Here is a 12888-nt window from a genome sequence, read left to right on the forward strand (position 1 = left end):
TGGCATGACCGATCTGTCTCAACTGCTCCAGCAAGGCAGCGCGCATGCGTGGCTGTTCGTGCCCAGCGCGATTGCCCTGGGTGCGCTGCATGGCCTGGAGCCCGGTCATTCCAAGACCATGATGGCCGCCTTCATCGTCGCAATCCGCGGCACCGTCCTGCAGGCCGTGCTGCTCGGCCTCTCGGCGACCATCTCCCACACCGCGATCGTATGGGTGATCGCACTCGCCGGTCTTCACTTCGGTCAGGAGCTTTCGGGCGAGCGCAGCGAAGCCCTTCTGCAACTGATCTCGGCCGTCGTCATCATCGGCATCGCGGCCTGGATGGTCTGGCGCACCTGGCGGGACCAGAGTGGACACCATGACCATGACCATCATCACCATCACGACGCGCTGCGATCGGTCGCGCTTGCCGGCCACGCGCTGTCGGTGGAGATCTTCGAAGATGGCGTGCCGCCGCGTTGGCGGATCCGGAATGAGACCGGCGCACTCCCACCCGCCGATACGCTCCACGTCACGACCGTTCGTGGAGACGGCCACGAGCAGCAGTTCAGTTTCCGGGCCAGCGGCGACGCCTTGGAGAGCATCGAGGAGATCCCGGAGCCGCACGCGTTCAAGGCACGCATCACGCTTGCTGGCGCCTCCGTCGAGATTCTGTTCGAGGAGCACACCCACGATCACATGGACCTCGGCGACGAGGACGATGCCCATGCGCGCGCCCACGCCGACGACATTCGACGGCGCTTCGCCGGCCGTACGGTCACGACCGCACAGATCGTCCTCTTCGGACTGAGCGGCGGTCTGATCCCTTGCCCCGCCGCCATCACGGTCCTGCTGTTGTGCCTTCAACTGAAGCAGTTCAGCCTGGGCTTCATCCTGGTGCTCTGCTTCGGCATCGGCCTGGCCATCACCATGGTGTCCGTCGGTGTTCTGGCCGCACTCAGCCTTCGGCATGTCGAGCGCCACTGGTCCGGCTTCAGCCGCCTCGCGCACCAGGCGCCCTATCTCTCGGCTGCTCTGATCGTACTGGTCGGGACCTATACGGGTTGGCTGGGACTGCACCAACTGATGACTTGAGGCGAAAGCGCGACCTAAGCCGATGCGGCGCCACAGAGGATTCATGGGCGAATTTGTCCCTGAATGTCGGCCGGACTAGCCTCTCATCGGCAGATCGAACCGCCGCCGATCGATCGCCTCGCGCTCCGACAGTCCCGCCGCCCGCGCAGAGATCCGGCGCGTAGATCTGACAGCGGCGCTCCTGGCTCTCCGTAGCGGCGTCGATGCGAGATCATCGATGTCGCGCGCAGCTTCCAGGCAGCGCCCGAGCTTGGCGGGAATGCCGAGGTCCTGGTCGTGGGCTCGAGCGACCTCCGCCAGGATCTCGGCACCGCGCTGAGGCCGATTGGCATGACATTCATTCCCATGACGCCGCGAGCCCACCGCATCGCGATGAGAGCCCGAAGCTCGCAGCCGCAGTTGGAGGCTGCTGCGTCGATGCACTGGGCCAAATTGGCCTCGCTCACCCGCGCATGGGCTCCCTGCGTCCGGCACAATCGTCACAGAATGCCCTCGCCGCTGCCCGTGCCGCCGGTGCAAGTCGGCTTTTGCGGGGCGGAACTCTCACGTTTTCCTGATTCCTGCGTCAGAACGCCGCTGGTCGAATTCGCCTATGGTCCGGCGCGTTTCCAACCCACGGAGGTTTTCCGCATGCGTAAACTGATCATCGCTACCGCCGCCCTCGCGTTCGTCTCGTCGGCCGCTCTTGCCCAGTCCACCGAGAAGCCGATGACGACCACCGGCCAGTCGGCGAAGAGCGGCGACGCCATGGGCGGGGGCGACGACATGAAGATGAGCAAGACGAAGAAGAAGTCGGCGAAGAAGTCGTCCGGCGACGCCATGTCGAAGTAAGGCGTGGGAGCGCCTGTCCGCAGGCTCCACATGCGCGACGAGATCGGGCCGCTCCTCTCAGGGGCGGCCCTTGTTCATTCGCGTCGACCGGCGATCGCGCACCTCTTCTGCGAGATGTCTCAGCCGGCGGCGAGTCCCATCTGCTGCAATCGCCCCGCGAACCAGGCCGACAAGACCGGATCGATCCGGGCGCCGACATAGACCTCCGGCGTGATCACGCTGCGGCGGTCGAGAATCACCAGCACGCCGATCCAATAGGCGAACCACAGATGCGGATCGGTCAGCGCCATCAGCTTGTGGCGGTCATGCGCCAGCGGCTGGTGGTTGCCGGCCTTGCGGACCTCGATCGCCAGCAGATTGTCGGGCACGGCACGCTTGTGCACGACGATGTCCGGGTAGACCGATTTTCCCAGCTCGTCGTCGGTCGAGACGATGGTGCCACGCGGCAGCAGCATGGCGCGGTCGCCGAGCCGGTTGTAATCGCAATCGACGTCCCACCCCAGGAAGTTGCGTTCGAGATGCACCGCCAGCCGATGCGTCAAGGCGCGCTCGCCGAGATCACGGTCGAGGATGAAGCGCTCGCGCGCATAGAACTCCTGCAGCGCAGAGATCAGCCGGTTCAATTCACTGTGCATGCCGCTCAGATACAGGAGAGAAGGACACCTCACCATCAACACGCGATCGGCGTGAGTCGCCAACCCCATAAATGAGGCGATGCGCCTTCCCTCGGCCGGCGGCCGTTTTGCGGCCGCCAGCGTTGCGGATTTACATCTGCACTTCGATCAGGCGCGGACCGTATTCGGCGTTCGCCTCGGCCAGCGCGGCGTTGAACTCCTCGGCCGTGGCGACGGCGCGGCCGGGGACGCCCATGCCCTTGGCCATGGCGACGAAGTCGAGCGTCGGACGGTCGATCTTGAGCATGTCCTGGGCGCGCTGGCCGGGCTCGCCGGCGCCGACGCCGTCGAACTCGCCGCGCAGGATCTGGTAGATCCTGTTGGCGAACACCACCGTGACGACGTTGAGGTTCTCGCGCGCCTGGGTCCACAGCGACTGGATCGTGTACATCGCGCTGCCGTCGCCCACGAGGCACATGACCTTGCGGTCCGGGCAGGCCACCGCGGCGCCGGTCGCGACCGGGGTCGAGAAGCCGATCGAGCCGCCCATGTTCTGCAGCCAGTCATGCGGCTTGGCGGCCGCCGTCGGCGGGAAGAAGCCGCGGCCCGTGGTGATGGATTCGTCGACGACGATCGCGTTCTCGGGGATCGCATAGGCGATCGCCTGGGCGATGGTGGTGTGGTTGAGCGCCCCTAGCGGCTTGATCAGCTCGGCGAGCGGCTGCGGCTTCACGTCGGCCGGCTTGGCGCCGAGATGGCCGGCCAGCGCCTCGAGCGCCGCAGCCGAGTTCTCGCCCCAGGCGGTCATGCGGTGTACCTCGGTGCCCTCGGCCTTGAGCATGCTCGGCTTGTTCGGATAGGCGAAGAAGGCGACGGGGTCGTTGGCCTCGACCAGCACGATGTGCTTGTAGTTCTTCAGGATCGGCAGCGCCTGCTCGATCACGTAAGGAATGCGGTCGATCGAGAAGCGGCCGGCGCCGCGCGCCATGCGCGGGTGATAGGTCTGGCCCATCACGCGGCAGCCGGTCTTGCCGGCAATCTGCTGGGCGAAGGTCAGCGCCTGCTCGGTCAGCGCGCCCGCCGTCATCAGCACCAGGGTCTCGGGGCCGTGGGCATGCAGGATCTTGGCCGCCTTCTCCACCGCGTCAGCCGAATAGCTCGGGCGCTGCGCCTCTCCCGGAACCTGGGCAATGCCGTCGGCCTCGTTCCAGGCGGTGTCGGCGGGCAGGATCAGGGTGGCGATCTGCGGCGGCGCGCTCTTGGCGGCGGCGATCGCGGCGGCGCCGTCGGCGGCCACGGCCTTGGCGCTCGGCGAGGTCCGCACCCAGTCCGACATCGGCCGCGCCAGGCCCTCGATGTCCGAGGTCAGCGGCGCGTTGAAGCCGATGTGGTAGGTGGCGTGCTGGCCGACGATGTTGACGATGCCCGAGCGGGCCTTCTTGGCGTTGTGCAAATTGGCAAGGCCGTTGGCGAGGCCGGGGCCGAGATGGAGAAGCGTCGAGGCCGGCGTGCCCTTCATGCGGAAATAGCCGTCGGCGGCGCCGGTCACCACGCCTTCGAACAGGCCGAGCACGCAGCGCATGCCCTCGACACGGTCGAGCGCGGCGACGAAGTGCATCTCGGAGGTGCCCGGATTGGTAAAGCAGACGTCAACGCCGCCCGCGACCAGGGTCCGCACCAGGCTTTCCGCACCGTTCATCCTATTCTCCTGCTGATTCCGCGCGCCATTTGCAATGCTGGGCAGATCAATCATTGTTCGCCCGCGGCGTCAAAGGGGCTGGCCGCATTGCTGCCATCGCCGCGGTGCTCATGCGCGGGCTTGGCTAACAGGATGTTGGTCCAGGACGCGCGCGATTTTCCGTGGGATTTGGGTCACGGACCGTCGCCACATACCGGCCTCACGCCGCCGTGGGTTGCGAAGTGCAACCGTTTATGGCCTGTCTGCGAACGGAATTTGATGTTTGCCAGGGGATGGAAATGAAGCGCTGTTTGGCTTTGGGAATTGCTGCGGTCGCGTCGGTGGCAAGCGCCGGGATGGCGCGGGCGGAAATGTTCGACACCAGGGACCTCTTCGGCGGCGGGCCGAACTTCTACCAGAGCGGCGTGAGCCCGATTCCGCGCCAGACCGTGATGTTCCAGAGCCAGTATGCGCCCGGCACCATCATCGTGAACACCAGCGAGCGCCGGCTCTATCTGGTCCTGCCCGGCGGCCAGGCGTTGCGCTACGGCATCGGTGTCGGCCGTGACGGGTTCCGCTGGAGCGGCGTGCACCGCATCACCGCGAAGAAGGAATGGCCGGCCTGGACCCCGCCGTCGCAGATGCTGCGGCGCCGGCCCGACCTGCCGCGCCACATGGCCGGCGGCATCGAGAACCCGCTCGGCGCCCGCGCGATGTATCTCGGCTCCACGCTGTACCGCATCCACGGCTCGAACGAGCCCGAGACGATCGGCCAGGCGGTATCGTCGGGCTGCTTCCGCATGACCAATGACGACGTCGCCGACCTCTACGACCGCGTCTCGGTCGGCGCCACCGTGATCGTCAAGAACTGAGAGCCGCACGCGACCACGACGATGAGGCAATGTCACAGCGCGCATCCTCGCCGGCAGCACCGGTGCTCCGGGCGTCCCCTGCGGAGCGCGGTGGCAGCCGCGCTGGCTGCGCTCGTAACCGTGGTGGTCCCGCTGCCGACGTCGGCCGCCGAAATTCCGGCGATCGCCGCCCGCCAGCGCATCGAGAAGAAGAGCTTCACCGACGCCGAGATCACCGACGGCTTCTTCAAGACCGCCTTCGGCGCCGAGTATCACCTGGCGGGCCGGGTTGACCGCATCCGGAAGTACAGCGCGCCGGTGCGGGTGTTTGCCGACGGCCGCCGCGCCGACCGCAAGGCGCAGCTCGCCAAGGTCGTCAAAGATATCGCCGCCCGCATCCGCAACCTCGACATTGCGATGACCGAGACCGACGGCGACGCCAATGTCCGCGTCAAGCTGGTGCGCGACCGCGACCTCTACCACACCATCAGCCAAGCCTATGGCAGCGAGCGCGCGCGCGAGATCAAGACCTCGCTGGATCCGCAATGCCTGTCCGGCTTCCGCAAGAACGAGGCGTTCGAGATCGAGCGCTCCGACGTCATCCTGACCGTCGACAACGGCGATTTCGTCTTCCTCGATTGCGCCTATGAGGAGCTGCTGCAGTCGCTCGGGCCGATCAACGACACCTCGAGCGTGCCCTGGACGATGTTCAACGACAACGTTTCGATGGGCTATTTCGACGTCTACGACCAGTACATCCTCAACCTGCTGTACGACCCGCGCGTCAAGGCCGGCATGACGCTCGCCGACGTCAAGGCGGTGCTGCCGGACGTGCTGGTCGATGTGCGGGCCTGGGTCAGGAAGACCAACAATCTGGCGGAGTGAGCGGTCGGTTGATCCGAACGCGCTTGTGATCGCCTCATTGAGAGCCCGGACGCCGCCTCAGCCTCCGCTGTCGTCCCTGCGAACGTAGGGACCCATACGCCGCGGCCTCTGCAAGTGGCAAGCTGAGCGACGCCCGCTTCCAACAACAAGGTTCGGTGGTTATGGGTCCCTGCGTTCGCAGGGACGACAACGAATGTATGGCAACGCTGTCGGCACAAATCGACGCCAAGCGCAGCCGTCGCCCGAACGCCAAACGCGTCCCAATGCCTAGCGACAAATCCCCTTCAGCGCCTTCCACTCCTCCGCACTGAGCAGCGGCGGGCCGCTCGGCGGCCGGTCTTCGGCACGCATGCGGGCGAGACGGTCCTCGCTGAGCGGATGGCTGGCCCACAGCGACGGGCGCTTGCCGTCCTCCTTGCCGGTGATGCGGAACAGCAATTCACCCATTGGGCGCGTCGGCCGTCCGAGCTTATGCATCACCTCGATGGCGAAGCCGTCCGCGGCCGCCTCCGCCTCGCGCGAATAGGACGCGTTGATCATGGCCCGCGAGGCGAAGATCGCCGCACCCGCGCCGGTGACGTCGCCGAACAGCAGGCCGATCAGGAACGAGCTGCCGCCATTGTGGATCATCTGCCGCAGGTTGTCGCGATGCTTGAGGTGGCCGAGCTCGTGCGCCAGCACGCCGGCGACCTCGTCGGGGTCATTGGCCTTGTCGAGCAGCCCCCTGAACAGGAAGAATCGCCCGCCCGGCAGCGCGAAGGCGTTGGGGATCGGCGTGTCCAGCACCTGCGACGCGATGCTGTCGTCGAGGCCGGCGGGGTGGCGCAGCGCCGTCACCAGCTTGGCGAACGCGGCCTGCCCCGCCGCCTCGCTGCAGAGCTTGTCGCCGAACACGGTCTGGATCTGCACCACGGCGGCCTCGCCGAGATGCCGCTCCATGGTCGGCGGCACCAGGGGCGTCAGCCGGTCGGAGGCGAACGGAATCACCACCAGCACGACGGCGACGATCGAGGCGGCGGCGGCCAGCGACCAGCCGACGATGCGCGTGATGGCGCCGCGGGTCATCCTGTTCTGGTCGATGTGGCTGCAGCGCGCGATCAGCTCGGCCGACAGCGCTGCGTCGCGGATCTCCAGCCGCGCCAGCGGCGACGCCGACAGGCAGCTCATGCGCAGCGTGCCGCTCGGTCCATCGACGCGGCGGATGTCGGCATAGGGCCAGGAGACGAAATTGTCGGCGCTGCGCATCACGAGCTGATTGGCAAAGCCGATCGTGACCACCTGCCGCCGGTTGGACAGGCCGTCGAAATAGACCGCAGGGCCGCCGAGCGGAGCGGCAGGCTCGACCGGCGTGGCGGCGGCCGGCGCAGCAGCGCCCGCCGGCCCGGAATCAGAATCCGGCGACGTCGAGTCCATCGGCAAATCCTTCGCCGAGCGCGCTGGCCAGATCGCCCTTGGCGGCGACATTGGCCATGGCCTCGATGCCATGCACTTGAACCGACTGCAGCACGGTCGCCCACATGTCGCGCACCAGATAGAGCCGCATCACGACGTTGAGCGCCAGGATCCAGGCGACGTAGCCCAATCCGACCAGCACCAGCATCGGTATGTTGTCAGACAGCGCCTGCACCTGAGGCAGGCCGTCGCTTCCCGGCCCCAGCAGTTTGATCATCAGCGCGGCGACGCCACTGAAATAGGCGCCGGAGGCGACCGACAGCAGAAACCACCAGCCGATCACCTTCCAATACAGACCATAGAACGCGTTGCCGGGCAGGTCCGATTCCAGACGCACGCCGCCGAAGCGGATGCCCGACAGCCACCAGCGCCACTCGATCGCTTTGAACTGCGCATAGACGAACGGAAACAACGGAAACAGCAGCAGCGCAAACGGCGCGATGACCCACAGATACCAGGCGCGCTTGAAGAACTCCCAGCCGCGTCCCTCGAAGTCGCCGCTGAGATCGCCATAGTGCGAATGCCGCATCTTGTAGCGCTCGAGCGCGGCGGCGCGCCACGGCCAGGCCAGCCCCAGCGTGACCACCGTCAACAAGGTCCACAGCATGGCGCGCCCGGCATAGGCCCAGCCCGAGCCGGTCATCCAGAATCGGATGCCGCGCCAGACCGTGCGCGTCAGGCGGTAGCGGCGCGCGCGGAAGATCGCGAACTGGCCGAAGGCGTAGAAGGCGATCACCAGCGGCACGCTGGCGAAGGCCTTGAAGCGCTCGGCCTCGACGCCGACGAGGAAGTAGGCAAGGTAGATCGGGACCAGGATCGCCATCGCGAACAGGAAGCCAATCAGGAGCTCCTTGCCGCGGCCGGTATATTCGGCGGCATCACCGTCGACGGCCGTGTTGACCCAGAGATGACGGCGGATGTCGGTCGCGAGCCAGAACCGGTAGAAGCCCAGCGTGATCAGTTCGATGGCCGCCCCGCGGCTGACCAGCCGGAAGAACTCGCCACGCGCACCCGAGAAGGTGGCGGTGAGAGGCGGAAGCGGCGGCGGCTGCTCCGGAACGTAGCTCATCTGGTTCACGGCTCAAGCCTCCGACACCCGCAAAAGATCTACAATATACCTCGATGGTTCGTCGCCGGGACGACTTCGAGGTTCGACGTATTTTCTACGCAAGTCGGCCGGAAAAAAACACCGGCCTCGACGAGGATGACTAAAATATCTGCATCCGGCCGGTTGGCGAACGCATGTCCCGCATACGCCAACCGCTTGGTCTGCGCCTCAAGACGTCTTCTCGAACAATTCCCGCCCGATCAGCATGCGGCGGATCTCGCTGGTGCCGGCGCCGATCTCGTAGAGCTTGGCGTCGCGCAGCAGCCGCCCGGTCGCATAGTCGTTGATATAGCCGTTGCCGCCGAGCAGCTGGATCGCATCGAGCGCACATTGCGTCGCCTTTTCGGCGGCGAACAGAATCGCGCCGGCGGCGTCCTCACGCGTCGTCTCGCCCCGATCGCAGGCCTTGGCCACGGCATAGACATAGGCGCGCGCGGCATTCATCGTCGTGTACATGTCGGCAACCTTGCCCTGCACGAGCTGGAAGGTGCCGATCGGCTGGCCGAACTGCTTGCGCTCGTGCACGTAGGGTAGCACCGCGTCCATGCAGGCCTGCATGATGCCGAGCGGACCTGCCGCGAGCACCGCGCGCTCGTAATCGAGGCCACTCATCAGCACGTTGACGCCGCGGCCGACCTGCCCCAGCACGTTCTCCTCCGGGACCTCGCAATCCTCGAACACCAGCTCACAGGTGTCGGAGCCGCGCATGCCGAGCTTGTCGAGCTTCTGCGCGGTCGAGAAGCCCTTCATGCCCTTCTCGATGATGAACGCGGTGATGCCGCGCGGGCCTCCTTGCGGATCGGTCTTGGCATAGACCACCAGCGTCTCGGCGATCGGACCATTGGTGATCCACATCTTGTTGCCGTTGAGGACGAAGCGGTCTCCCTTCTTGTCGGCGCGGGTCTTCATCGACACCACGTCGGAGCCGGCCTGCGGCTCGGACATCGCCAGCGAGCCGACATGCTCGCCCGAGATCAGCTTCGGCAGATATTTGCGCTTCTGCGCCTCGTTGCCGTTGCGGCGGATCTGGTTGACGCAGAGGTTGGAGTGGGCGCCGTAGGACAGGCCCACCGAGGCCGAGGCGCGCGAGATCTCTTCCATGGCGATGCAGTGCTCGAGATAGCCGAGGCCGGCACCGCCATACTCTTCCTCCACCGTGATGCCGTGCAGACCGAGCTCGCCGATCCTGGGCCAGAGATCGCGCGGAAACTGGTTGGAGCGGTCGATCTCGGCAGCGCGCGGCGCGATCTGCTCTTGCGAAAAGCTCGCCACCGTCTCGCGAATCGCGTCTGCGGTCTCGCCGAGATCGAAATTGAACATGCGCTGCGCGTTGGCGATCATGGGGCGGCCTCCTGCTAGTCTTCTGCTTTGCAACAATCGCCCAAAGCCATATTCCGTGACGTGGCGCTTGTCACGCCCGACGTCCGGACAAATACCAGCGTTGCGACGCAAGACCGGCCCGGCGGCCCCACTCCGCGCTTGCCCCGCGCTCCCGGGCAGGATGTAATCGCACCCAACATCGCCGGACAGCTCAAATCCGGCCATCAGGGAGACGTCCATGCACGGGACCACCACGACGGCCGAGGCACAGCGACACGCCGCAGCAGGCGAGCGCGTCGACGACACGGCCGCCAGCCGCGCCGCATCGTTGCCGCTCGCCGAATTCGACCCCGGTCATCCGGAGTTGTTCCGTACCGACACGCACTGGCCCTATTTCGACCGGCTGCGTCGCGAGGATCCGGTGCACTACTGCAAGGAGTCGATGTTCGGTCCCTACTGGTCGATCACCCGATACGACGACATCATGGAGATCGAGACAAACCACGCGGTGTTCTCCTCGGCGTCCGCGCTCGGCGGCATCACCATTCGCGACGTCGATCCTGACCTGCGCCGCGAGAGCTTCATCGCGATGGATCCGCCGCGCCATGCCGCGCAGCGCAAGACCGTGGCACCGATGTTCACGCCGACACATCTCGACGAGCTCGCGATCAACATCCGCAAGCGCTCCGCCGAATGCCTGGACAATCTGCCTGTCGGCGAGGTGTTCGACTGGGTCGATCGCGTCTCGATCGAGCTGACCACGCAGATGCTGGCGGTGCTGTTCGACTTCCCCTGGGAAGACCGCCGCAAGCTGACGCGCTGGTCGGATATCGCGACCACGATCCCCGGCCCCGATGGGCTTGTCGCGACCGAGGACGAACGGCAGGCCGAACTGATGGACTGTGCGCGCTATTTCGCCCGGCTCTGGCAGGAGCGCGTCAACCAGCCGCCGAAGAGCGACCTGCTGTCGATGATGGCCCACAGCGAGGCGACCCGGAACATGGACCCGAAGAACTTCCTCGGCAATCTCGTGCTCCTGATCGTCGGCGGCAACGACACCACGCGCAATACCATGTCCGGCAGCATCTATGCGCTCAGTCAGAACCCTGATCAGTACCGCAAGCTCAAGGACAACCCCGCGCTGATCGACAGCTTCGTCCCCGAGGTCATCCGCTGGCAGACCCCGCTCGCCCACATGCGCCGCACCGCGCTGGAAGACATCGAGTTCCGCGGCAAGCAGATCAAGAAAGGCGACAAGGTCGTGATGTGGTACGTCTCGGGCAACCGCGACGAGGCCGCCATCGAGCGTCCCTACGACTTCATCATCGACCGTGTCAGGCCGCGCCAGCATCTGTCATTTGGCTTCGGCATCCACCGCTGCGTCGGCTTGCGATTGGCCGAACTGCAACTCAAGATCATCTGGGAGGAGATCCTGAAACGATTCGATCATATCGACGTGATGGACGAGCCGAAGCGGGTCTATTCGAGCTTCGTGAAGGGATATGAGACGTTGCCGGTACGGATTGCAGTGTGAACTGATTGCGGTGCAGATCAACTTTGCCGTCATGCCCCGCGCAGGCGGGGCATCCCGTATTCCGGAGAACGATATTGCAATATGATTGACGTCTCGACGTACTGGATCGTCCGCCTTTGCGGAGGATGACGTGAGTACGATCGGTACGGCAGCAAGAAACAGCAGCAAGCAAAGGACCACCCCATGACCGTCCAGGCCGCGCTTCGCTCCGATAAGGCCGATCTGCTGCGCGACGCGCGCCTCGAGGCCTACTCGACGCCGATCGAGGACTTCCATCCCGGCGCGCCCCGGCTGTTCCAGAACGACACGATCTGGCCGTGGTTCGAGCGGCTGCGCAAGGAGGCGCCCGTGCACTACTGCACCAAGGCGCCGATCGAGCCCTATTGGTCGGTGACGCGCTATCACGACATCATGCATGTCGATACCAACCACGCGGTCTTCTCGTCGGACGTCAGCAATGGCGGAATCATGATCCGCGACGTGCCGCCGGGCTATGAGTGGCCGAGCTTCATCGCGATGGACGAGCCCCGCCATGGCGAGCAGCGCAAGACCGTGCAGCCGATGTTCACGCCGGACCATCTCGACGAGATGGCGGTGCTGATCCGGCAGCGCTCGGCCAAGGTGCTGGATTCGCTGCCGCGCAACGAGACCTTCAACTGGGTCGAGAAGGTCTCGATCGAGCTGACGACACAGATGCTGGCGACCCTGTTCGACTTCCCGTTCGAGGAGCGCCGCAAGCTGACGCGCTGGTCGGATGTCTCCACCGCCCTGCCCAAGAGCGGCATCGTTTCGTCGGAGGAGGAGCGCCGCCGCGAGCTCGGCGAATGCGCCGAGACCTTCGGCCGGATGTGGAAGGCGCGTCAGGCCGAGCCCGGCCGCGACCTGATCTCGATGATGGCGCACAGCGAGGCGACGCGGCACATGACGCCGGACAATCTGATGGGCAACCTGATCCTGCTCATCGTCGGCGGCAACGACACCACCCGCAATACGATGACGGCATCGGTGCTGGCGTTGAACGAGAACCCGGCCGAGTATCAGAAGCTGCGCGACAATCCGGCGCTGATCGAGACCATGGTGCCCGAGGTGATCCGCTGGCAGACGCCGCTCGCCCACATGCGCCGCACCGCGCTGGTCGATACCGAGCTCGGCGGGAAGACGATCAAGAAGGGGGACCGCGTCGTGATGTGGTACGTCTCGGGCAACCGCGACGGGGAGGTGATCGAGAACCCCGACGCCTTCATCATCGACCGCAAGCGGCCGCGCATTCATCTCTCATTCGGCTTCGGCATCCACCGCTGCGTCGGCATGCGACTCGCCGAGTTGCAGCTGCGCATCGTCTGGCAAGAGATCCTCAAGCGTTTCGACCGCATCGAGGTCGTGGGCGAGCCGAAGCGGGTCTATTCCAGCTTCGTCCGCGGCTATGAATCGCTGCCGGTGCGGATCCCGGGGTGAGTTCCTGTTGCTCCCGCCACTCCACATGACGATCGCGTGGTCGGCCGCATGGGGCCTCATGGTTCGAGACGCGCCGCGAGCGGCG

At 65.7% G+C, this 12888-nt stretch carries 11 protein-coding genes; 6 read left to right on the forward strand and 5 right to left on the reverse strand.

Annotated features, from left to right (window positions below):
• Window positions 1-4: 4 nt before the first annotated feature.
• Window positions 5-1075 carry a nickel/cobalt efflux transporter gene (locus QW863_RS12665; RefSeq protein WP_315714000.1) on the forward strand — a complete coding sequence of 357 codons (1071 nt, stop codon included), beginning with the start codon at window positions 5-7 and terminating at the stop codon, window positions 1073-1075.
• Between the two features lie 276 nt (window positions 1076-1351).
• Window positions 1352-1906 carry a hypothetical protein gene (locus QW863_RS12670; protein WP_315713999.1) on the forward strand — a complete coding sequence of 185 codons (555 nt, stop codon included), beginning with the start codon at window positions 1352-1354 and terminating at the stop codon, window positions 1904-1906.
• A 119-nt stretch (window positions 1907-2025) separates the two neighbouring features.
• Here the strand turns inward: QW863_RS12670 and QW863_RS12675 are convergent, their stop codons facing one another.
• On the reverse strand, window positions 2026-2541 hold the full coding sequence (locus QW863_RS12675) for a hypothetical protein (RefSeq protein WP_315713998.1): 516 nt from the start codon (window positions 2539-2541) through the stop codon (window positions 2026-2028).
• 130 nt (window positions 2542-2671) lie between these two features.
• Window positions 2672-4219 carry an acetolactate synthase large subunit gene (locus QW863_RS12680; RefSeq protein WP_315713997.1) on the reverse strand — a complete coding sequence of 516 codons (1548 nt, stop codon included), beginning with the start codon at window positions 4217-4219 and terminating at the stop codon, window positions 2672-2674.
• Between the two features lie 278 nt (window positions 4220-4497).
• Between QW863_RS12680 and QW863_RS12685 the strand changes: the two genes are divergently transcribed.
• Together QW863_RS12685 and QW863_RS12690 are read left to right on the forward strand one after the other, a co-directional pair.
• The gene (locus QW863_RS12685; protein WP_315713996.1) at window positions 4498-5070 is read left to right on the forward strand and encodes a L,D-transpeptidase; all 573 of its coding nucleotides are present in this window, start codon (window positions 4498-4500) and stop codon (window positions 5068-5070) included.
• Window positions 5071-5091: 21 nt separating this feature from the next.
• Window positions 5092-5934 (forward strand): DUF2927 domain-containing protein, encoded by an 843-nt coding sequence (locus QW863_RS12690; RefSeq protein WP_315713995.1) that lies wholly within the window; start codon window positions 5092-5094, stop codon window positions 5932-5934.
• A 267-nt stretch (window positions 5935-6201) separates the two neighbouring features.
• Here QW863_RS12690 and QW863_RS12695 read toward each other — a convergent pair whose 3' ends face one another.
• The 3 genes from QW863_RS12695 to QW863_RS12705 form a co-directional block, all read right to left on the reverse strand.
• The gene (locus QW863_RS12695) at window positions 6202-7347 is read right to left on the reverse strand and encodes a M48 family metallopeptidase (RefSeq protein ID WP_315713994.1); all 1146 of its coding nucleotides are present in this window, start codon (window positions 7345-7347) and stop codon (window positions 6202-6204) included.
• Window positions 7322-8455 carry a DUF898 family protein gene (locus QW863_RS12700; protein WP_315714374.1) on the reverse strand — a complete coding sequence of 378 codons (1134 nt, stop codon included), beginning with the start codon at window positions 8453-8455 and terminating at the stop codon, window positions 7322-7324. The genes QW863_RS12695 and QW863_RS12700 overlap by 26 nt, the downstream gene beginning before the upstream one ends.
• Window positions 8456-8662: 207 nt before the next feature.
• Window positions 8663-9835, reverse strand: a complete 1173-nt coding sequence (locus QW863_RS12705; RefSeq protein WP_315713993.1) for an isovaleryl-CoA dehydrogenase — start codon at window positions 9833-9835, stop codon at window positions 8663-8665.
• Between the two features lie 217 nt (window positions 9836-10052).
• On the opposite strand from QW863_RS12705, the gene QW863_RS12710 reads away from it, so the two are divergent.
• Together QW863_RS12710 and QW863_RS12715 are read left to right on the forward strand one after the other, a co-directional pair.
• A complete protein-coding gene (locus QW863_RS12710) occupies window positions 10053-11348 on the forward strand; it encodes a cytochrome P450 (protein ID WP_315767816.1) in 1296 nt (431 codons plus the stop codon).
• Window positions 11349-11531: 183 nt separating this feature from the next.
• Complete coding sequence (locus QW863_RS12715; protein ID WP_315713991.1) at window positions 11532-12803, forward strand: cytochrome P450; 1272 nt, start codon at window positions 11532-11534, stop codon at window positions 12801-12803.
• Window positions 12804-12888: the final 85 nt, after the last annotated feature.

This window comes from Bradyrhizobium sp. SZCCHNR1017, from assembly GCF_032381375.1.
Lineage (GTDB): Bacteria > Pseudomonadota > Alphaproteobacteria > Rhizobiales > Xanthobacteraceae > Bradyrhizobium.